Here is a 21,550-nt window from a genome sequence, read left to right as displayed (position 1 = left end):
TGAAAAGGTATGTACTATTATTATTTATGATATGTCTAGTTTGATCCGACGCCTATCTTTGCATCCACGTCCAGTCCAAAGTTTGTGAAAGTATCGTTTCTATCGAATCATGGTCTTATATTAAAGGATGACGAAAGCTTCGGACCCTTGGGGGATGAATGACATAGGACAACTAGGCGACGACGTTTCGCTCTTCGCCTGTACAAGTGCAAGGGCTTTCGAGAAGTAAATGAATTTTAACAGGATATGATTTTTCTGCAGTACTTGCCGAAGACGGGGATGTGTATACATGTGCAACGAACGATCAGGGCCAATTGGGGACATCCAGAAATACTAAGTTTGAAAAAACTGCTCTCGCCATCTGAGGCCACTGAAAAATGTATCAAAAAAAACGACGCCTATTCGGTCCCTCCGAATGGTCGTCGTTTTTTCTCACCTAATTCTTCGACTTTTATCTACCCCATAAGTTTCAATATTCGTTTTAAACTAACAGTGAATATCGCCATAGCTCCCTGAATTCCCATGCCAACTGAACCCGAGGAGATGCAACATCGTACCCGTGTCTGTGATTGATTCGCTATTTTCGGCTCCAATTTTGTAGCGTTCTTTAATTTTGGCTTTAAAGGCTTCTCTTTGCTGAAACGCAGCTTGCTTTACATGTTCGTTGCTCTTTCACCCTTTGCCTTACATCTAAAATAATACCCGATGGAATCGACCGGACCTTTAACCGTATGATAGGCTGCGAATGGTTGAAGGCATTCCACATCAAATTCTGGATTAATCCCTAGGGTATCAATTCTTGTCTCATTTCCTTCTATTTCGTATACATCTAATCCAGTCTCTTCTTTAACCTCTCTGATCAGGGCTTGGATCAACGACTCAAAGGGTTCAATTCTCCCCCCGGGAAGTTCGAACTTAAAGGAGGTATCTGTTTTCATTCTTCTTTGTATGACGATCTCAGGTTCTCCATCATTGAATCGTTCAATGAATGCTCTTGAATTAACGTAGAACATCGAACCCACCCTTTCTTAGATATGTGACACCCACGGCATAACGAATCTTTGCGATTCTTAATATTTCATTAGCTGCCAAACTTTGCTTCCCATTGCTCTAACCAAGCTTTATAACTCATAGAATGCACTTCTTCTAATGTTCTTCCATCTAATGACCATACGCCGCCATCCATGGCCTGATCGATTACTGGATAAGAATGTCCGCCTACTGCCTGGTTATCCACGACATAGATCCAAATTGCGGTTTTCCCTTTAGATTTAACAATATTCTCCGGTTTGGCGCTTGTGGATTTCCAGTTATCCAATGGATGGTTTGTTACTATGAACTTCTGTACGTTAACCTCTTTGTCCAGATAAACACTGGGATCTTCGGTTTGCAGCCCCCAGTAATTGGAATATGGTAAATTCATTAACTTTTCTTTTGTTAAGGTGTAGACTTCACTGGAGCCTTCATACGAAGAGACCTTGTAACCCTTAGATTCCAAATAATCTTTTGCCGCAGTAGCATTGTGGTCTAATGTTGTGGCATTATGCGAAGCGGAACAGCCCGTTAGACTGAATAGAAGCGTCATTAATGTTAAGACAATTCTGACCAAACCGTCCCCTCCTCCATTGTTTTCTCGCTCTTATTGGGAACCATTACTCATTGACTATAACGAAATGAATTCAGCTTTTGTTACACGTACGCAGATATATATGGAGTAGTTGTTCATGGTTTGGGAGGATTATCGTATGTAAGAGGAAATACCGATTGGAATTCACTGGCGCATTGTTCTATAATATCTGCGGTTATAATCACAGCTGTGTAATTTTGTATGTCGGGACACCCAATTATAACCGCCGATTTTAATCTGCCTTACCCGGCGATCTTACTCTTATACCTTCTCCTTAATCGGAAACAATAAATCAAGCTGTAAATCGTCCATTTTACCGCCATTTTGTACGTAATTATAAAAATTCAATGTTTCCTCAAATCCTTGCCCTGCAACCGTTTCAAGCGATGCCCAGCGCGGAGAATCCCAATCATTATCATATTTATTGCTTGCGTTAACCCATTCTTTTAATAAACGCCAGTCCTCGAAGTCCCATGCCCTGAGCACATGTGCGGCATATAACCCGCCGTCAAACGTACGTTTGACTAAAGGCGCGGGAACCTCTGTGTCGCCCGGAATGGATACCCACACCTCATATACATGGGAGGGTTCTCCGATTCCTGCTGCCCCTTTAGAGCAGTCAAAACCAAAACTCCGGGCGTCGGGTTTAATTGTTAGCAATCCGCTTTCTGTTACAAATTGCGTGATCATATCCAGCGCTTTGCCTTCGCAGCCTTCTCCCGTTGCATAAGCAGCAGCCACAGTCATGGGCGGCAGATAGACAATCCGCACATCTTTGTCCGCCAGCTTGTTTAAATTTTCATTTGCCTTGTTTAATTCTTCCATTGACTTTTCCTCCTTGAAGTTGATTTTCGAGACAGTCAAGGAATCCACAACCTCCAGTAAACTTGCGTCGTCAGGCAGTGCGAATTTCGCACCTCTGAGATTCAGATATTCGACAAAGGCTTTGATAACACTGCGAATGGTGGAGAGCGCGGTGATCTCGTCCTCAATATCCGCAAGGTTACGCTCAAAAGCTTCGATGGCAACACGCGCTTCCGCGCTTTGCAGAATTTCGGCAATCTGTCTGAGCGGAATCCGCAGTTTACGCAGAACGATAATCTGACGCAGACGTGTGATGGCTTCGGGATCGTATGCGCGGTATGCGGAATCTTCCTTTTTCGCAGGCGTAATCAGCCCGATTTGCTCGTAATACCTAAGGGTACGGGTGGAGACTGAAAAGTGCTTTGACACCTGACTGATGGTTTGCAGTTCGATGACTATCCCTCCTTCATGAGAGTAAATATACAGGTTTACGCGACGTTAGAGTCAAGAGACCTGGTACCGGAAGCTTATGTAATTATCCTTAAGTATTACGACGTTACTCTACCTTCATCCATAGAGCATTCTGCCGGTCATCTGGACTTGATAAAACCATCATCCCAGATGGATGACCTTCAGGAATTAAGGTTTTTCAAAACATCCTTTCCCGTATTCGCTTCTTCAATAGAGACTGAACCAATGAATTTATCAAAATTTTCATTCATTTCGAAATATGCTTTTGAACCAAAAATTAATGGATTGGACTCATTGTATTCGACTCAGGCATGACATGATATGACCCTCCCATCCCTTCAATAACTGTACGCAAAGGTACATAGGTCACTCCATCAATGACTTTAGCTTCCCCTTTAATGGCAGCCCCGTTTACCCTTAAAGAGTATGCTGCAGTGGCTGCATAGACCGTAATGGATAGACATACCACTGACAACATAATAAGAAAACTTGATGCGATTAACTTTTTGTTCACTATTGGCACACTCCCTGACCGATTTGCTTCCCAATAATCTTTTTAATATTCGACAATATCCCCTTCTGCCCTTCCAAAAGAACTTCCCCATGTGATTTTTTTCCAACAAAGAAACCGAAGCTTTATTTTCACCCCGGTTTCCATTACTAACGTACTATAGACCTTCGTAAACAGAATCTTTGTCACTAAATACATCGATCATCATTAAAGCTCCTATTTTATAGCCTTGGATAAAAGATAACGCTGAATGCAACGAGCTTGAGTCACTCTGTAAATCATATAGCATTTCGACTAGGTCAAAATCTTCTTCGGATAACCTCGCTTTTAGCATTTGTAATAAATCAATGGTTTTCTGATTAATCTTCTGCAATTCCGGATCATTTGGCTTAATCAACTCATTCGGGTGCAATCTTCCATAATAGAAATCCTCCAAAATGATTACCACCAGGCCTCCTTTCACAAACTAATACTTCAATCATGTATAAATTTTATGCGAAAACTGCATAAATAACAATATGCATTTTTCGCATAAAGTAAACTTGGCTTGGGTGATGAGCATTGTACACAAGAATCCGCGATTTACGCGAAGACAAAGATCTGACGCAGCAACAAATGGCTGAGCTTTTACATATCACACAAGCCACCTACTCCCGCTACGAGAATGGGAATTTGGATGTTCCGAGTGCCGTTTTAATTACGCTGGCGAATTTCCATAAAGTAAGCATCGACTACATTTTAGGGCAGACCAATAATCCCAAGCGCTATCCGCAAAAATAAAATAGTATTATCGAGTAGGAGGGGGCGGCAAGCCCCCGTCCTCTCACACCACCGTACATGCGGGTCCGCATACGGCGGTTCCAAAAGGTTAACAAAGTTCCAGATAGCGTGAAAGTAAACTCTTCAGCCCTTTTGCTTCCCAATAGGAAGTCGAAAGGGCGTTATTCGTGTTCCGGGACATTTCCCACGCGCCTCGCCGCGAGTTGGCCATCTTAAAACAAGCCCACTTTGGAACCCCGAGTGCTCGAAGCTCGCGGATTCGTGTACGTACTCGTTTCCACTGTTTCCACAGACACATTCGAAGTCTCCTCCGAATCCACTGGTCCAGTGTTTGGAAGTGTGTCTTCGCCGAGGCTAGACGGAAATAACCGAGCCAACCCATCAGATAGCGGTTCAGTCGGTAAATCCTTTCTTCCATGGAAATGGACCAGGTACGTTTCGTTAGCTCTCGAATTCTCCCTTTAAAAGCTGCGAGACTCTTCGGAGCAATCCGAATCGTTGCCTGTTTCTGGCTCAGGAAACTGAATCCTAAGAACTTTCGGTGCCAAGGTCTCGCTACCGCACTTTTCTCCCCGTTTACTTTCAGTTTTAGCTTTCCTTCTACAAACCGACTTACCGATTCCATGACACGCTCGCCTGCTCGTTTACTCGCCACAAAGATATTACAGTCGTCCGCGTAGCGTACGAATCGCAAACCTCGCCCGGTCAGTTCCTTGTCCAGATCATCCAATAGAATGTTTGCTAGAAGCGGACTAAGCGGACCGCCTTGTGGCGTTCCCTCCCGGCTACGCTCCCATTTTCCATCCACCATAACTCCGGCGTTTAAGTAAGCACGGATTAGCGTCAGCACTCTTTTGTCCTCCACTTTCCGCGCCACTCTTGCCATTAGCATGTCGTGGTTTACCTTGTCAAAGAATTTCTCCAGATCCAAATCCACGACCCATCTGAGGCCGCCTTGGATATATCTTTGGGCTTGTTTAACGGCGTCATGCGCGCTCTTCCCCGGCCGAAAGCCGTAGCTGTACCACGAGAATTGTGCGTCAAAGATCGGGTTCATGACTTGTAAAAGTGCTTGCTGGAGGAAACGGTCCATCACAGTCGGGATGCCTAGCTGCCGTACACCGCCTCCAGGTTTGGGGATTTCCACCCGTTTGACTGGCGCAGGTCTGTAAGTTCCCGTCAGAAGTTCAGTTTTCACCGATGTCCAGTGCGTATTCAGGTAAACTTGTAGATTCGCTACCGTTACACCGTCCACACCGGGCGCTCCTCCATTTTGCACCACTCGTTTGTAAGCGAGTCGAAGGTTATCTCCTTTGAGCATTTGCTCCAGCAAGTTGTTCTGGTCTTCGCGAGAGGAAGGGACGACTTGTGCCGACGAAGAACTCGGCGCTCCGGCATACCCTGACGGCTTCACCGCTTCTCTTTGCCGCAAGCTCCCTTGCGAGATATTCTGCTGTCGTTGCTCTTCATGCGAACGCATCGCTTTCCTCTCTCCTTTCGGTTCAGCCCTTCCGTAAATTGTTGCAACAGCTTACGTACTATGGCTTCTGCTGACTCCTGCCAGTTCAGCGCAGCCTCTCAGCTACGGTTACAAGTTTTTTTTCTTGCTTATCTGACAGGTCTCCCCAGATAAGAACGTCATCTGTCTGCCCGCGACCACTGGAGTATACCGCGCCAGCCCTTGGCGGCTTTGGATTTCGTCATGTTTAGGTGACTCATCCGACTGACACAGCCTCAAATCCAGTTCGTGTACCTTGGCCCGTGCTTTTGCCTCCGGCTTCCTTCAGATTCCACCTCACGGTGGACACCCTTGCCCTTGGCTAACGGTAGGCGCTCGCCAGCCCCCGTTCGGGACTTTCACCCTAAAGATGACGCCCATGCTGGGCGTACCAATAAAAAGAAGCTCTTGTGATTATCACAGGAGCTTCTTTCATTTGTAGCCCACTCTCGCCCGTTGAATACTATCCAAGCTTTCTGCCTGAAGGAATTCTTCTATCAGCATAGGCTGTTTGGAACACATTTAATCGCCATTCCGGCTCACCTTCAAGCGGATTACATTATATTTGCCGGGCATCTCATATCCAGCGCCGGGGATGCTTCAGCTGTAGGGTTACCGCCCGCCGGAACGGAAGCTGCTTATTGCTCGCGGAGATGGAGATTCACCGTTATCTCTCCTTCGGGGAGCTTAGCGCAAAAAAGCTGCGGTCTCCTGCAGACTCATGAGATTGCGGCGGGTGAACTGCTTATCGCGTCTGCCTTTGTAGCTGAAGGATACTTTAATGCCGCAGATTCATCGGAGGAAGCATTTATTACCTCCCCTACATTCGGTACCATCTATCGGACCGGTGATATGGCCGAGATGGACGATACCGGCAGGATCATGTTCAGAGGAAGAAGAGACGCGCAGATCAAAATCCGGGGATACCGCATTGAGCCGGGAGAGATCGAGTCGCATATTTTAACCATGGCAGGAGTGAAGGAATGCGCGGTGCTCCCCATAGTGCGGGACGGGCAGACCACATTGACAGGATTCATTCAGGCCGACCGCGCCCTGTCACTTGCCGCGGTTAATCTTTGGTTGTCCCAACAGCTGCCTGATTATATGCTGCTCTCCGAAGTTATAATGAAAGAACAATTCCCTCATACCTTAACCGGCAAGATTAACCGGAGAGGTCTTGCAGATAAATGCGGCCAGATGATTATTAACTAGAACATAAAGGGCTGGACCAGGGTATCCCCCAATCCAGCCCTTTTGCCTAACCAGTGTTAAGGCTCAATCCCCCACACCAGCTGGTCATTCATATATCCGGTCACCTGCTCATTGTTAACAAATTGACTGGCGGATGCCTTGAACGAGTAATCGTTAGCCTGATTGTAATTGGACCAGTCGGTTTTGGAGAAGCGGGTCTGGATTTCTGCGCTCTGGCCGGGGTTTAGCGTTCCAGCCGAACTTGCGAAGCCAATTTCCAGAGCATAATCTGCACCGGCAACCGGGGTTGCCAGCTTCACGAATCTGCTGGTTACATTCGCGCTACCGACACTGGACCAGTCGATCCAGAAGCTCTGATCTTTCTCGCCGTCAATCGTGTAGTAATACCGGAGCTTCACATCACTGAGCTGAACTGCCGAATTACCGCTATTGACGACTTTGAATTTGGCCGAAATCCCGTTAGTAGAGGCACTTGTGTTGCCATTAAAAGCCTGGATCGTCAAGCCGCCCGCTGGTAGCAGAACGCTGCTATCCGCAACATTCACTGTAAGTACAGCGTTATTTCCTCCGTTAAAATGGAAGGTGATCGGATTCTGGCCGAGCGGCAGCGTAGAGAGATAGGATTTCTTCAAGACAATCGTTGCGCCTGATGCCGTATAATCCTGGCCCGATACAAGCGTGTAGCTTCCATTCGTCAGGTTTGTAAGCTGATGTCCATTTAAGGTTAGAGCTGCGGAAATATCCTGCGCTTGAGCCGGCGCTTTATCAAAGGCCGCGCTCACCGGTGCAATAGATGCACTCGGTGTGGTATCGACAATTGTAACTTTCAATACGGGATCTTGTCCCTGATTGAAATCAAAGACAATCGAATGCTCGCCAACCGGGAGCGTTGCCAGGAATGACTTTTTCAGCAGCAGCGTATTTCCGCTTACAGTATAATCCTGCGTCGCGGTCAAGGCATTGCCCCCAGTCCGGAGGGCAGTTAACGTATTGCCGTTAGCATTCACGGTTATGGCTTTGTCACTCTGAGCCGCTGCATACTTGTTAAATTCGATACTTGCAGGTGTAATGGATGCACTTGGGTTTGGATTATTGACACTCAAATCGGGCAGCTCATCCAGTGTAATGACATAATTGCTCTGATATAGCGTGGTCAGTGTGGCCGGATAATTAAAGGCAGAACTCATGAGATGCTCACCATACCACGGCAGGAAATAGAGCCAGCCCGACTTCTCCTCGGTCAGATTCTGTACGCTCGGGACAGTATCGTTCTCGGTCATGGCTACCATTTTGGTGCCGCCGGTTAGATCCACCAGCTGATAGAATATCGAGGTAATCGCATCCTCATTGGGCACACCGGACAAACCGTCATAGCGGTTGTAGACGGTGTTGTATTTATCGTACCCGACAATATCCACCTGATCGTCACCGGGATACCAGGCGGGAGAAGTGCTGTACACATAGCTGTTATAAGTCCAGATCAGATTGTGGAGGTCGTAGGTTTCTGTAAGTTCGGTATATAACTGATCCCACAGCTGCTTATATACCTCTGCGCCTGCCGATGCCCACCAGAACCACGCGCCTTGCCCGTTCAATCCGCCGTTGCCCTCGGCCTCGTGATAGGGTCTGAAAATAACCGGCACGTTGTTATCCTGCAGAATCTGCAGCTGCTCCGCCAAATCAGCTATGGCCAGCTGTACGTATTGGTACTCTTTCGTCCCGGGAATGACTGCATTCGCTGTATTAAAATTAGTTTCCGTCGGCTTGTAGGTCGCTTCCTTCCAATCCACAAATTCCCCCAGCTGATAGGCAGTGAAATCCCGGGGAACTGTGAGATGCCAGCTGTTGGTCGCGATCCCGCCCCGGTTGTTCACCCAGTCGATCATCCGCGCGGTTGTACCGTCCTCCCAGCCGTAAAGCGGATTATAGTTCATCAGATCGAACCCGCGGATGGCCGGATATTTGCCGGTTAAATTGTGAATCCAGTCGAACTCCAGCTCGGAATTCCCGTCATTGCCTCCCCCGTAAATCTCCTGCTGGCCGGAGATCATGTGATTGCCGTACACTTCTGTCAAATAATTCATCAGCAGCTGAGTTTCCGGTGTAGCTTGAGCATCACTGAGAACAGGCTGCACATCCAGGGGATCCAGATCGGCAACATCCACACTGAAGCTGTCAAAATAAGCGAAGCCCCAGCCCGCCTTCAGCTGGATGGTGTTACTGCCCTGATTCAGCTTGTGATAGCCAAAATCGAAATCCGACCATGTGGTCGTGTAAGGCAGCATATACGAACCTTTCGTAACGCCGTTAACGTTCAACGATTGAAGCCGGCCGTCTGCGCTAAGCTCCTGCATATAACGGGTGGAGATCGTGTACATGCCTGTTTCCGGGACCGTCACATTGAAGGTAATGGTGCCTGAATTCTGCATCCAGACAAAACCGCTCCCGGTGTAGCCGGGCTTAGGTTGTCCGTAAATTTGGGTCGTCACTTGAAGATCGGAGGTGAGCTGAGCATTTTCGCTTTCAATTGTGAAAAGTGCGTTGTCTGCATGAACGGGCGGCGCTGTCATCACTCCAAGCATCAGAGTAAATGCCAGGATCATTGTGCTTGCCTTCTTGAGCAAATTTTTCATTTCCACCTTTCCTCCCCATGATAAAATGGTAAATACTTTATCAATCTATCAAGTCTTGGATGCGCTTTCATAGCAAAGATAACATACATTCCATATTTTGTAAATCGTTGAATATTGAAAATAATGTACCCTGCTGCAGGCGCACTAAAAAACTCCCGCTAATAGATTAGCAGGAGTTTCTATAGAGAGGTTCAACATTAATCATACAAGACTTCAATCATCTGCCTTGTCTTCGCCAGCTGCTCCACCGTTAAATCATGCTGGGCAGAGGCATATACGCTAAAGACAATATCGAGTACAAATAACTGGGCGAATCTCGAGCTAGTTGCCGCACTGCGAAGCTTAGCTTCCGGCGCGCGTGATGTAAATAAAGAGACATCCGCAAGCTGGGCAAGCTTGTTATTTCCGGGGCGGGTGAGACTGATCGTTTTGACCCCCTGCTCCTTGGCCCGTTTCGTTAATTGAATGACCTCTCTCGTCTCACCGCTATACGAAATCCCCCAGAAGACGGCGTTTTCTGATTTCGTAGCCATGGCTGCTGCCAATAAATGACGGTCTGAAATCGCATATACATTTTTGCCGAGCCTAAGCCATTTCTGTGCTGCATCCTCTGCAATGATAAAAGAGGCGCCAATCCCATACACATAAATAACCTCTGCCTGTTGTAACAGGCGCACAGCCTGCTCAATGGATTGCGCGTCCAGCTGGCTGGCCGTATTCTGAAAGGTCAATATGGTATTTGACAGCATTTTATCAATGATAGAATGCACGGTTTCATTCGATTCAACATCAAAGTAGCCCACATAATTCGTGTTCTCTACTTCAGCGGATAAACGGATCTTCAGAGCGGGGAAACCCTCGATACCCACTGACCGGCAAAAACGGACAACCGCCGCACTGCTTGCCTCCGCTTTGGCTGCTAACTCATGTATGGTCATATGCATCACTTCTTTAGCATTGGCAAGAATGTACTCAGCTACTTTTTTTTCTGATTCCGGCAGTTCATTTAATACCAGTTCAATTTGGGAAATCATACTTCCTGCTGCCAAGTTCCAAGCTCCTCTCCTCAGGCTATTCTCCTTATTGTAACAAAATAGAGGGGATTAATCATTAAGTAGCAGCTGTGAAGCTAAAGCGCCTTCCGCCTTGTCTGACGTAGTCCAATAGAGGAAGGTCCTCTTCTATCACATGACCAATTACATTCACGCCTTCATGTGCCGGCAGGTCCGTTAATGTGATCTGCAGCTCATGTTCATAGCGGCCATACAAATAATTATCGACGGTAACCGTTCCTCTAGGCCGCTTGTTCGTATGCATAGGCGCAATACTTCGGGTCATTACAAAACGTTCCTGATCTGTCCTCGCAGTTTCCGACCGGACCACATCACGGGCAGCGTCAAGGCGGTTCCGGTGAACCGTATCCCATAGGGCATAAGGCAGTTCTTGGGTTACCCGCAAAGGAATAATCCCATCTTCATACCGCTGAAATTGAACCTGAGACCCTTCTGAAAGGGTTAAATCGCCAACGAAAATTTTGTCCACCGCACAATCCTTCTCTAATTCCAGATAAGCTAGAAAAGAAGATTGATTCCTGTGCTTCTCTAAGGTAGGCAAGCTTTGAAATAACGGTTTTCGCTTCAGCCCGTCTCCCGGAATAAAGGCCATTGTCGTAATGCCTTCCGCCTGCAGCCATCTGTTCTTCGCTATAAATGCTTCTTTATCCAGACCTGTCTCCGGGCGGGGATAATAATTATGCCAGGCCTGGGTATTCTCAAGACAAATAGGATGCTCTTGTAAGGCAGTTAAAAATTCTGGTGTTAAGGTGCTGGCGTTTAAGGCGATTTTCAGATGTTGTGAGTAGGCTGCAATTTCATCGGCGCTAAAACCAAAATCCGTCCGCAAACCTGTAACACCAGCATCCAATAGAAAGGGAAATGAAAATTTCTCCAATGCTTTTCCGGAAATATCCGCCATCAGGTCCATTCCTAACCGCCGGGCAGCGTTGGCGATCTCCAGCAATTTCTCCTTCAATTGTCCGATGTCATCCTCCGGCATATGAAGGGATGTGAATATTTCCGTACAGCCTGCAGCCTTCATTTGTTCCATATACTTGACATTATCTTCTAACGTGCGGTCCGCCACAAAAATTGAAATTCCGAGCACTGGAATCACCTCATTATTTCAGTTCAAGTTAATCCTGTTCTGCCATAGCCTCTTTGGGTGTGCCGAAGAGATAAGTGGCAATAAATCCGCCAGCGTAAGCTGCAATTAAGCCTATGACGTATTTCAGCCATAATCCATTGGCAATCAAGGGAATTAACGCAACCCCGGAAGGCCCAATGGCAATCGCTCCAACGTTGCCGAATAAGCCAATGACCGCACCGCCAATCCCTCCGCCAATACAAGCTGTAATAAACGGCCGGCCCAGCGGTAAGGTAACCCCGTAAATTAAGGGCTCGCCGATTCCCAGAATACCTACCGGAAGTGCGCCTTTAATCATGTTCGTTAATGATTTATTCTTCTTGCAGCGAATCCATAATGCAATGGAAGCCCCAACCTGACCCGCACCAGCCATAGCCAGCATCGGAAGCAACAGCGTCATCCCTGAATCATTGATCATCTCAATGTGAATCGGCGTCAATACCTGATGCAGTCCTAACATAACAAGCGGAAGGAACGCTGCTCCTAATACGAAGCCTGAGAATGCACCGCCAACCTCTAGCGTCCAGTTGATAGCTCCGATTAAATTGGTGGAAATAAATCCGGCGAATGGCATAATGAAAAATATCGTAATCAGACCCACGACTAGTAAAGCTATTGTAGGCGTAACAATAATATCAACGGCATCCGGAATCACTTTACGCAAATATTTCTCCACGATGGATAGAATCCATACGGCGATTAGAACGCCGATAACCCCACCTTGCCCTGCCGTTAAGGGTGCACCCGTAAATATATTAAAAATGGGCAGGTCAGCTGTAACCCCTGTTAAGAGCGTCACCCCGCCGATCACGCCACCAAGCGCAGGAGTAGCTCCAAATTCTTTAGCTGCATTAATACCGACATAAATCACCAGGTAACTGAAAATTGCGTTTTTGATAACATTTAAGATCGTTACATACTGCTGCCAGGTTGCAGTGTCTAAGTTGCCCGCTGTAATATTGTTAGCTAGAATTGAGCCAATACCCGCAATTAATCCGGCTCCAACGAACGCAGGGATAAGCGGAATGAAAATATTCCCGATCTTCCGTAAAAAGTTTTTGAATGGAGTATCATTCTTCTTTTTAAGCTGCGCCTTCATTTGTGCGCCTTTGGCCTGTAATTGTTCAGCCGAAATTGTACTTTCGCCCGCTGAAGCACTTTCTTCAAGCACGATACCGAACTCTTCTGCTACCTTGGTCACGACCCCAGGTCCGAGAATGACTTGATACGTATCATCATCCACTACACCCAGAACCCCGTCGATTTGCTTCAACTCTGCTTCAGCGATCCGGCTGCGGTCCACAACAGTTACACGAAGACGGGTCATGCAATGGGTATATGAGGATACATTGGAACGGCCACCGATCGCCCCTAGTATTTTGACCGCTAAATCATGATATTTACTCATGTTTGTGCCCCTTTCTTCTTATCGTATTATTGAATCGCCTGACGGACGAAGCCTTGTGATTCTTCGAGCCGTTGCACAGCTTCTTCTTTAGTTAGCCCCGCAAGAATCATCACAATAGCAATTTTCGGTTTCTGATCTGCCTGCTTCAAATAACTCTCTGCTGTTTCAGCATCACAATCTGTCGCATCCATAACAATCCGTTTAGCACGTTCTACAAGCTTTTCATTGGTTAGCTGTACATCCACCATAAGATTTCCATACACTTTGCCCGTACCGATCATCGAAGCTGTAGACAGCATATTGCAGATTAATTTCTGCGAACTACCGGCCTTTAAACGTGTTGACCCGGTCAAAACTTCCGGCCCGTTTACGACTTCTATCGCAATCCTGGCTATTTTACCAATCGCTGAATCCTTGTTGCAGCTTACGGCTACAGTTGGTGTACCTATAGAATTGGCATATTCTAATCCGCCGATAACATATGGAGTGCGTCCGCTGGCGGCAATTCCGACGACAACATCTTTGGCTGTCAGCTTAATATCCTGTAAATCCTGCACCCCTAATTGTTCGTTGTCCTCTGCACCTTCGACCGCCTTGATAAACGCCCTCTCTCCCCCGGCAATTAGCCCGATGACCTCCTCTGGCGTTGTTCCAAAGGTTGGCGGACATTCAACAGCATCCAGTAAGCCGATACGTCCGCTTGTTCCAGCCCCCATATAAATTAAGCGTCCGCCTTGTTTGATCGCCATGGTAATCACTTCTACTGCTTTGGCAATTTGCGGAATCTCTTGTTTAACCGCTTGTGCGACCTTGTGATCTTCTTCATTCATCACTTCCAGAAGTTCAAGAGGAGTTAATTCATCCAGGTTCATTGTTTTCTTATTGCGGGTCTCTGTTGTCAAATGCTCTAACATGATTTCCTCATCATCCTTTTCTGTTTATGAAATCGCTCTCTAAGTGAAGAATAGCATTACTGAAATATTATTTCAACATTAATTTTGTTTAATTGAAATTAAATATCAAAAAGAGATTGGGTACGCAAAAAAGAGCCTGCCCCAAAAGCTACTATTGGCATCAGGGAGGCCTTCATTTTTTGAGTAAGATCAAACGTGTGCACTTGAGTGGACGCTCCGCGAACGGACTGTTTAAGCGGAAAGCGAATCTTCAATCTTTTAAAAGCACAAAAAAAGAAACCGCTCCTGTGTAAAATGGAGGCACTACCCAACCATTTCAAATCAAAGGAGAAGTTTCTTACTTTTATACATTCAACAAACCATGGACCAACCCAATTACAAACCACCCAACCGGTACGTATAAGTCTTGCTGTCTTTCTTGCTGCTCGTAAATTCAAATCGCAATTCTGATTTATCATCGCCACTGTCAATGAATTTAATCCCATCATATTTGAATCCCGGCATATCCATAGGGTTAATTCCGAACTCTTTGTAGAGAAGGATCGCCCGGTTAGCTCCGGTATCAATTAACGTCAGCAGGCCTTCTTGTGAAGAGCGGGCAACCAGATAATTCTCGCCTATGGCTTCAATGGCGTAGGTTTGATCCGGGGTACCTGCCAGCTTCGAAACGTTCCAGGTTTGCAGGACCGTTGCATCCGGGGCAATTAACCGGACAATATGACCGTCATTCATAACGGCGTTCCCGGCATACGTCTTCAAGTCCTCAGGAGAGAACTGCCAATAATGCGCTGTAGACTGGCGCAGGATGGCCCCTTTTTTGACAAACAGATTGTATACCGTCAGGTTGACCGAAGGTTCACCGCTGGAATTCTGAATGGTCACCAAATCCGCATCTTCTGAAATCTTCACCGATGTCAGCTGTGTTCCCGCAATATAATAAGGTTCAAGCTTGGCTGTAGAGGCGCCCATAGAGTGAACCACTCCGGCTGCATCCCTCTTATATAAAGTGCCGTCCACCCCGTTTAAGAAATACGCGTCTTTACTGGTCTGGCCGTCGCCGACAAATTCAGGATAGCTAATGAGCGCTTCACGGCTGTCCGCATTCCATTTCAGCGAGCCGCCAATAGCATCATTCACGAACCGCAGAGGGATGTAGAGCTGCTTATTCACCTGCTGGAAGGCTGCGGAATACGTGTTTTGCTTCCCGTTCACCGTTGCAATACGGCTCCCGATCTTCATACTGCCCTTCGTGAACAGATTCCCGATGGTGATCATTTTGGAATGTTCATCATAACTGACCGTTGCCCCCCTGACATAGAGCATGTCCAGCGAGAGCATTACCGTTCCATTCATTAGGGTGGCTCCTCCTGCTGAAGAGGTGATCTGCGAGTTGTTCAAATAGATACGGATAGCCGGTAATTTCGCGGTCTGTGCTGTACTAGTAGCTGCTGCTTCCATAACGGGGGGATGAACAACACCTGTTACAAGAACACTAAGACCAATGATCTGCAGAATTTTTTTGAAAGTAATCATAAAGAGCCCGCCCCTTCCTTTCTCAGAAAATACCATATCTCAAATCATAGCATATAGCGGATAGAATACAAAAATTAAATGGTGAATTGAGAAAAGTCAGGAAAGCGGGACGGGCAGTAAGTATTAGTTATCTCACTTCTTGACGGACACCCGAAGCGCTTGCCTTACGGATCGCATCCATCAGACGATGCACGCGGACCGCCTGGGTGAAATCGGGCAATTCCACCTCTTCCCCGTCAAGCCGCTGCGCCAGTCGGGCATAGAGATGAGCCACATTGTACCCGGGACCGGGAGGCAGATGCCGTACCAGTGAGGTATACATTTCTGGTGTTTCCAGTATCTCTGTCTCACCGGAAGTTCGGACGAGCTGAAGCTTCAGCCGGTCCATCTGAAACATCAGCTGATCCCGTGGGGTGATGACCAGTTCACCCCCGGTTCCTATGATCCGCAGCGTAAATCCGGGGGCACCGCCATTAACAAACTGGGCCGAAATTAGTGCATTCTGTGCCAGCTTGCCGTTAACAAGCACGTGATCCGGTGCAGTTGCGGCCACTGATCCACCAGTCTCCAGTATGTGAACTTCAGGATAATGCGTGTCCAGCTTACCGGATACCTCAACAAACGGTGCGACCATATATTCAATCCCATCAAGCACATGCGCTGCCCCGATCGTCAGTTGATCTGCCCCGTTAGCTTCATCCAGCAGATAGACATGCGCCTGGTCCACTGTTCCGTTCGAGGTTGGAAATACAGGCAGGGTAACTATTGTATTCACAGCCAATATTCGGCCAACAGCACCTTCAGCGACTAAGTCCCTGATATAGCAGACAGTTGGATTGGCCCGGGCCTGTAGGCCCGTCACATGCTTCACTCCCCGTTCTTCCGCAAGTTCCAGCAGCGCTTCCGCCTCCGCAGTAGTCCGGGCCAGCGGCCACTCACTGTATACATGCTTACCGGCATCCAAGGCTTCGCGGAGCAGCAAATCATGTTCGGGCACTTTCACAGCTACCACTACAACATCAATTCCAGGCTGCCCTGCCATCTCTGATGTACTTGTATAATAAGAGCCAATGCCGTGGAGCTCAGCTGCCGCCTGTGCGCTTTCTGCACGCGTGCCGGTCACTGCCTTCACCTCATAATTCTCAAGCGCTGCAAGTGCGGGAATGTGAGCCAATCCACCCCATCCGCCTGCTCCGACGATTCCTGCTCCCCATGATGCTTTTTTTAACATAGCCATATATTGTTACCTCCACATTTAGCGTTGTACTGACACGATTGAATATAACCGTTATAATCAAAACAAAAAAGTACGCACTTATTCGTAATATAGTTACCAATCGGGTACGTTGAAGGAGATCGATGATTATGACATATGAGCCGAACGAGGGGAATGCTAACGCTATACCCGGCAATACAAAGTACCAGAACCCTACCGAAGCCACCCTGGAGCGGATCGGCGGCAAGTGGAAGACAGCGATTCTCTGCCTGCTGGCCGAGCAAGGAAGCATGCGCAATGGAGAGATGCTTCGCACGCTGTCACCCGTCACCCAAAAAATGCTTACCCAGCAGTTAAAGGAGCTTGAAGCAGACGGGCTTATTCTCCGGACCGTATTCTCGGAAGTGCCTCCTAAAGTGGTGTATGAGCTGACGGATAGCGGACGGTCAATTAGGATGGTTCTTGATCCGCTTTGTGAATGGGGCAAACGGTTTGTTAATACAGTAAACCGGGACACCCGCACGGGGATTGAATAAATCAAAAAAAGCCTCTGTCATCTAAAATGACAGAAGCTCCTTCATCCGGCAGACCGCACTGCTCCAGTACAAATAACTTTATGTATCTCAAGCCTTAAATAAGATAACAATTTCGGTAATCAGAATTAGCCCGGCAGCAGACACGCCCAGTGAATTAATGATTGTCAGTGCGTCCGGGTAGTTCTCTTTCCGGAACTGAGAACAGAGCGAAACGGTCCATAACACGCTGAAAAAAAGTCCGGCAGACCCGCAGCCATGCTCGTTCAGCACCTGTCTTCTGCGTTGAAAGAACCGGCCCAGCCCGGCAAAAGTGAACACCATATAAATAATAAGCTCAGCCGATGATATCGCAATGACCTCGCCTGCAGAAAAAAGATGCATTAATGCGTACTGAATGCTAAAACCCATAATTACAAGCATGTTAAAGGAAACCTTGTGCAAACTCAAGTCTTCTTCCTCCCTTTGCGTAATAATGTAAACAGCATTTAGATAACGCTTACATTATAATTGTAATCGTTTTCCTTTTCTGTGATTAATGACGCTTCCGGCCTATTGGATACTATGCATTGTGGGTCTTATCAGCCAAAAATACATACAAAAAAACCGGAGCTGCGACGGTAACAGCCCGGTTTTTCTATAAATCCGTAAATTGATCATGATTATTTTACCGCTCACTTCACATAGCTTCCAGAAAATCAATCACCGCCTGCGTTTTCTTATCGCCGTTCTTCTCAAGTAGCAACAGGAAATCACCAAGCTGTGTCAGCAGCCTGCTGCCATCGGTCTGCTCTGGACCGGCTTCGGAAAGTGTATTCTCATAAGCGATAACTGCTTCTTCCTTGATGACCTGTGTCTTCTGGTCGAACAACGGGGTATTGGGGGTTCCGTAGAACACATACCTTTTGGATACTTCAAAAGCTTTTTTCATCGCCGCATTACGGTTAGAGTTCTTGTAAGTCTGTACAAAGGCTTCATATTGCACTGCCCGTTCCACGACTTGGTACCAGTCCACCTGTAAAGTCCCGTTAATCACAGACGGCTGCTCCGACTCTGCTGCCATCAGATCAATGTAAGCCTGCAGATCTTTGCTGATGTACGGCTTGAATACTTTGAAGCTCTTGTACTGAATGAGCGGAATAAACCGGCCGCCGTCCGTTCCCAGCTTATAGTCCATGGCCGTCAAGTCCTGCAGTACCACGCGGGAATCGTACTGCTTCACCTTGGAGCGCGCCAGCACCATGGTCATGCCGTAGGTGTATATGCTTTTGATATCTTTTTGAATGGCAGGTGTATTCATGCGTTTGGTGGCTGTGGGCAGATAAGCTTTCAAAGCATTTTCCAGATACAAAACGGCCAGATTGGCCTCTGCCTGCGTCATTTGACTAATACGGTTAACTAAGGTCGCCTGGGCCAGACTGAGCGTGGAAGGATTCTTCACTCTTTGCTCAAATAAGCTGAAGGCTTCCGTAGGCTTCACCGCCGCTGCCTCTGTATATTGAGGGAAGGCACCAAAGACGGTAATACCGGCACCCGTCAATAGCATTGCTGAGCCGAGTGCGGCTGCTATGCTTTTCGTAAATATAGTTTGTCTCATGAACACACACCTTTCAGAGATCCTGAGATATAACTATCATTTTACCACACATTAACAATAGGTTCGTTATGCTCAAGCCTCTCTCTGCTTTCGCTGATCCAGTCCTTGAACCATTCATTATCTGATGAACTGAATGTTTCGTCACCGTCGAAATTCCGGTATGCCCCGATGTAAACAATCAGCTCTCTAAGCTTGAGGAATACAGGGATTTGCTCCAGCCAATACTGCTCCAAGGTGTTCTCCCGGCTGTACCCCTTCATGAAATGATCCATAAACCGAAGTGCCTGTTCCTCACGGTTGTCCCGGCCCTCTTCTCCGCCGTATACATAGACCAGATAATATAGCTGAATGGCGATATCCTCTACAAACCAGCTGTACTGCGCCTCATCGAAATCGAATAACGTGATCTTGCCTTGATCACTCACATGGAAATTCCCGAAACCCATATCCCCATGGATAAGTCCGTAAACCTCTCTGTCCTTGGGTAACTCTTGGAGAGTATCGATGATGCTGTAATACGTCTCTCTTACGCGATGGTGCGAGGGGGGCAGGATATCTATATTTTGCAGATAATAATTAAGATTCCAGTCATGCCGCCGCACAGTAGCATCCTGATTGTCATACCGCTTGGCAAGCGCATGCATCTTCCCTGTAATCCGGCCCAGCTCCTCATAGGTTGCGTTATCGTTCAGGCATTCGGGATAACCGATCCTGTTGCCATTGGCTTTGTCAAAGCAGACAGCTGTAAAACACATCTCCACCGTCTCAATAGCTTCAGTCAAGTTACCATTAGTAGAAAGAATCGGGCCCGATGCCGAAATTCCGTTGCGGGTCAAATACATAATCCAGTCCAGCTCTGCCCTAACCTGCTCTGCAGTACGATGGATTCCTGGAGTAATTCTTAGAATATACATTCCACCGCTCCGCTGGTATTCGTACACGAAGTTCTGAAACCCGCCTATGTAAGTTAACTCATCAGGGTTGATTCCATAGCGGTTTGCGGCAATACGCATAATATCTTTCTGTTCAAATATGTCCTTAATAGCATTTTCCATTTGTGTAACCCTCCGGTGACTTAGTTAGACTGCAGTAGCAACTATTAAACTAGTAATAAGCATCATCACACTGACCGGTGCCCAAATTCTTCTCTCCCACATACTCCGTGTAATGATATTCAGGATCGAAGCAAGCACTGAAAAACCAACAACAAACCAAATGGCCGCAGCTGCAAATCCAAGCCACCCAGGAAGTATAATCTCCGACTTGCTCAGCACAATCAGCGCCAGGAATGCCAAAACCGTAATCTGGACCAGGCAAGCGGCACGCATTGGCGCTGGAAGCTTCCCTGGGAACTTTCCACCCATCGCGAATTCTCCCCACGGCATACCAAGAGCCAACGCAGCCTGAAAAAGAATGATGATACAAATCAACGCGGAAAATACTATTGCTGAGCTGAATAAGAGCATGATCGCTTTCCTCACTTCCATTAAGTAGCGTCTTGTGAATTATCATAGACAATATAGAGGCAAAAAACCATAATGATTGTATATTAATGGTTTTTTATGAACAGGAGAGCAATTATGAAATTATCAGAAGCGTTTAAGACGGAGCGGCTGCACTTCCGCTTGCTGAAGGTAGAGGACATTGAGGTAGTGTATAGACAATTCTCAGACCCGGAGATGTGCAAACTTTTCAGCGAACCGCCCTGTAGCTATGAAGAAGCCTTAGAAATCATTGAACATTATGCCAACCCAGAGGGAAAAGGCCATCACCGTTACGGCATGTTCGATATTGAAACGGATGCATTCATCGGGACCTGCGGCTATCATTACTGGGATCGTGAGCTGAAGCAAGTCGAGATCGGCTATGATATCTGGAAAGAGTATTGGAGACAGGGGTATATGTCCGAAGCCTTGCCTGTACTCATCAAGCTCTGCTTCGAGCATCTTAACGTGGATTGCATTTATATCCTGACCCATCCACACAATGCTGCATCAATAGCCAGTGTGCACAAGTTTGGATTTGAGGTGTGTGAACCCTGCAGAAGCGTTGATGAGGAATCCCAGGTGTGTATGAGTTTGATGCGGGGGAAGTGGAGTGATTAATGAGGAGCGGATATCTTCTAAATCTCTCCCGGCAATCCGCAAGCTATGAGCATGAGTTGCACTATTATTCCACCCGCCCCAGCACCGCCTCCACCTCAGCCAGATTCACCAGAACCCCTTCCCGCTGCCTGCCCAGCTCCGCAATACTGCTGTCAATGGCATGCACACGTTCCTGCAGCATGTCACGGGCGAAGCGGAGCACCTCTGCTGTCCCGCAGCCGGATTGCGCCTTATGTCCGAACAGACATTGAATCTCCTTCACCGCAAAGCCCCACTGCTTCAGCTGTGCGATGGCCTGGAAATCCCGGACTTCCTTCTCTCCAAAAGAATAACGCTTCCCCTTCAGCTCCGGTGCCAGCAAAGACAGCTCCATGTAGTAGCGCACGGTATCTGCCGTTGTCCCCATCTCTCTGACAAACGCTCCAATCTGCATTTTCCTCCGCCCCCTTGCCATGGGGTTAACCCCATGTGATTAACTCGTATTATATCCCACTGCAAGGAGGAAC

At 47.3% G+C, this 21,550-nt stretch carries 22 protein-coding genes and 1 pseudogene; 4 read left to right on the top strand and 19 right to left on the bottom strand.

The window, feature by feature from the left end; genetic code table 11:
• Positions 1-455 precede the first annotated feature (455 nt).
• The 6 genes and pseudogenes from NYE33_RS19045 to NYE33_RS19020 form a co-directional block, all read right to left on the bottom strand.
• Positions 456-672, bottom strand: a pseudogene (locus tag NYE33_RS19045) (IS5/IS1182 family transposase); the annotation flags it as partial.
• The gene (locus NYE33_RS19040) at positions 654-1,013 is read right to left on the bottom strand and encodes an NUDIX hydrolase (protein WP_083705408.1); all 360 of its coding nucleotides are present in this window, start codon (positions 1,011-1,013) and stop codon (positions 654-656) included. The gene NYE33_RS19040 and the pseudogene NYE33_RS19045, both read right to left, overlap by 19 nt.
• Before the next feature lie 68 nt (positions 1,014-1,081).
• Complete coding sequence (locus NYE33_RS19035; RefSeq protein ID WP_076243214.1) at positions 1,082-1,609, bottom strand: hypothetical protein; 528 nt, start codon at positions 1,607-1,609, stop codon at positions 1,082-1,084.
• 279 nt (positions 1,610-1,888) lie between these two features.
• On the bottom strand, positions 1,889-2,860 hold the full coding sequence (locus NYE33_RS19030; RefSeq protein WP_336101825.1) for a MerR family transcriptional regulator: 972 nt from the start codon (positions 2,858-2,860) through the stop codon (positions 1,889-1,891).
• 319 nt (positions 2,861-3,179) lie between these two features.
• Entirely contained in the window at positions 3,180-3,416 is a 237-nt protein-coding gene (locus NYE33_RS19025; RefSeq protein ID WP_341067025.1) for a hypothetical protein, read from the bottom strand.
• Between the two features lie 154 nt (positions 3,417-3,570).
• Complete coding sequence (locus NYE33_RS19020; protein WP_341067023.1) at positions 3,571-3,861, bottom strand: DUF6809 family protein; 291 nt, start codon at positions 3,859-3,861, stop codon at positions 3,571-3,573.
• A gap of 113 nt (positions 3,862-3,974) precedes the next feature.
• On the opposite strand from NYE33_RS19020, the gene NYE33_RS19015 reads away from it, so the two are divergent.
• Positions 3,975-4,193 (top strand): helix-turn-helix domain-containing protein, encoded by a 219-nt coding sequence (locus tag NYE33_RS19015; protein ID WP_042138254.1) that lies wholly within the window; start codon positions 3,975-3,977, stop codon positions 4,191-4,193.
• An 88-nt stretch (positions 4,194-4,281) separates the two neighbouring features.
• Here NYE33_RS19015 and ltrA read toward each other — a convergent pair whose 3' ends face one another.
• A complete protein-coding gene (ltrA, locus tag NYE33_RS19010; protein ID WP_081969805.1) occupies positions 4,282-5,673 on the bottom strand; it encodes a group II intron reverse transcriptase/maturase in 1,392 nt (463 codons plus the stop codon).
• Positions 5,674-6,147: 474 nt separating this feature from the next.
• Between ltrA and NYE33_RS19005 the strand changes: the two genes are divergently transcribed.
• Positions 6,148-6,903: an AMP-binding enzyme gene (locus tag NYE33_RS19005; protein ID WP_341067020.1), complete on the top strand. Its 756-nt coding sequence runs from the start codon at positions 6,148-6,150 to the stop codon at positions 6,901-6,903.
• A gap of 56 nt (positions 6,904-6,959) precedes the next feature.
• On the opposite strand, the gene NYE33_RS19000 is transcribed toward NYE33_RS19005, so the two are convergent.
• From NYE33_RS19000 to NYE33_RS18970, 7 genes are all read right to left on the bottom strand, one after another.
• Positions 6,960-9,536 (bottom strand): glycosyl hydrolase, encoded by a 2,577-nt coding sequence (locus NYE33_RS19000; RefSeq protein WP_341067017.1) that lies wholly within the window; start codon positions 9,534-9,536, stop codon positions 6,960-6,962.
• Between the two features lie 197 nt (positions 9,537-9,733).
• Complete coding sequence (locus tag NYE33_RS18995; protein ID WP_341067015.1) at positions 9,734-10,585, bottom strand: MurR/RpiR family transcriptional regulator; 852 nt, start codon at positions 10,583-10,585, stop codon at positions 9,734-9,736.
• Between the two features lie 61 nt (positions 10,586-10,646).
• Entirely contained in the window at positions 10,647-11,708 is a 1,062-nt protein-coding gene (locus NYE33_RS18990) for a DUF871 domain-containing protein (protein ID WP_341067013.1), read from the bottom strand.
• 19 nt (positions 11,709-11,727) lie between these two features.
• Entirely contained in the window at positions 11,728-13,146 is a 1,419-nt protein-coding gene (locus NYE33_RS18985; RefSeq protein ID WP_042138260.1) for a PTS transporter subunit EIIC, read from the bottom strand.
• Between the two features lie 26 nt (positions 13,147-13,172).
• Entirely contained in the window at positions 13,173-14,060 is an 888-nt protein-coding gene (gene murQ, locus NYE33_RS18980) for an N-acetylmuramic acid 6-phosphate etherase (protein ID WP_042138263.1), read from the bottom strand.
• A 375-nt stretch (positions 14,061-14,435) separates the two neighbouring features.
• The gene (locus NYE33_RS18975; protein WP_341067011.1) at positions 14,436-15,593 is read right to left on the bottom strand and encodes a copper amine oxidase N-terminal domain-containing protein; all 1,158 of its coding nucleotides are present in this window, start codon (positions 15,591-15,593) and stop codon (positions 14,436-14,438) included.
• 127 nt (positions 15,594-15,720) lie between these two features.
• Positions 15,721-16,830 carry a Gfo/Idh/MocA family protein gene (locus tag NYE33_RS18970; RefSeq protein ID WP_341067009.1) on the bottom strand — a complete coding sequence of 370 codons (1,110 nt, stop codon included), beginning with the start codon at positions 16,828-16,830 and terminating at the stop codon, positions 15,721-15,723.
• Positions 16,831-16,958: 128 nt separating this feature from the next.
• Here NYE33_RS18970 and NYE33_RS18965 point away from each other — a divergent pair, with 128 nt between their 5' ends.
• Positions 16,959-17,345: a winged helix-turn-helix transcriptional regulator gene (locus NYE33_RS18965; RefSeq protein ID WP_042138270.1), complete on the top strand. Its 387-nt coding sequence runs from the start codon at positions 16,959-16,961 to the stop codon at positions 17,343-17,345.
• 87 nt (positions 17,346-17,432) lie between these two features.
• Here the strand turns inward: NYE33_RS18965 and NYE33_RS18960 are convergent, their stop codons facing one another.
• The 4 genes from NYE33_RS18960 to NYE33_RS18945 all read right to left on the bottom strand — a co-directional run bounded on the left by NYE33_RS18960 (position 17,433) and on the right by NYE33_RS18945 (position 20,426).
• On the bottom strand, positions 17,433-17,792 hold the full coding sequence (locus NYE33_RS18960) for a hypothetical protein (RefSeq protein WP_042138272.1): 360 nt from the start codon (positions 17,790-17,792) through the stop codon (positions 17,433-17,435).
• Positions 17,793-18,021: 229 nt separating this feature from the next.
• Complete coding sequence (locus tag NYE33_RS18955) at positions 18,022-18,939, bottom strand: hypothetical protein (protein ID WP_042138275.1); 918 nt, start codon at positions 18,937-18,939, stop codon at positions 18,022-18,024.
• Positions 18,940-18,980: 41 nt separating this feature from the next.
• Positions 18,981-19,994, bottom strand: a complete 1,014-nt coding sequence (locus tag NYE33_RS18950) for a phosphotransferase enzyme family protein (protein ID WP_042138276.1) — start codon at positions 19,992-19,994, stop codon at positions 18,981-18,983.
• Positions 19,995-20,018: 24 nt separating this feature from the next.
• Positions 20,019-20,426, bottom strand: coding sequence for a hypothetical protein (locus tag NYE33_RS18945; RefSeq protein ID WP_341067007.1), 408 nt, complete (start codon positions 20,424-20,426; stop codon positions 20,019-20,021).
• Positions 20,427-20,519: 93 nt separating this feature from the next.
• Here NYE33_RS18945 and NYE33_RS18940 point away from each other — a divergent pair, with 93 nt between their 5' ends.
• On the top strand, positions 20,520-21,044 hold the full coding sequence (locus NYE33_RS18940; RefSeq protein ID WP_341067005.1) for a GNAT family N-acetyltransferase: 525 nt from the start codon (positions 20,520-20,522) through the stop codon (positions 21,042-21,044).
• A 64-nt stretch (positions 21,045-21,108) separates the two neighbouring features.
• On the opposite strand, the gene NYE33_RS18935 is transcribed toward NYE33_RS18940, so the two are convergent.
• Positions 21,109-21,477 carry a MerR family transcriptional regulator gene (locus NYE33_RS18935; RefSeq protein WP_171716163.1) on the bottom strand — a complete coding sequence of 123 codons (369 nt, stop codon included), beginning with the start codon at positions 21,475-21,477 and terminating at the stop codon, positions 21,109-21,111.
• Positions 21,478-21,550 lie beyond the last annotated feature (73 nt).

It is taken from the genome of Paenibacillus sp. FSL R10-2199 (assembly GCF_038000235.1).
Lineage (GTDB): Bacteria > Bacillota > Bacilli > Paenibacillales > Paenibacillaceae > Paenibacillus_AQ > Paenibacillus_AQ phytohabitans.
This window is presented reverse-complemented; position numbering and strand designations above follow the sequence as displayed.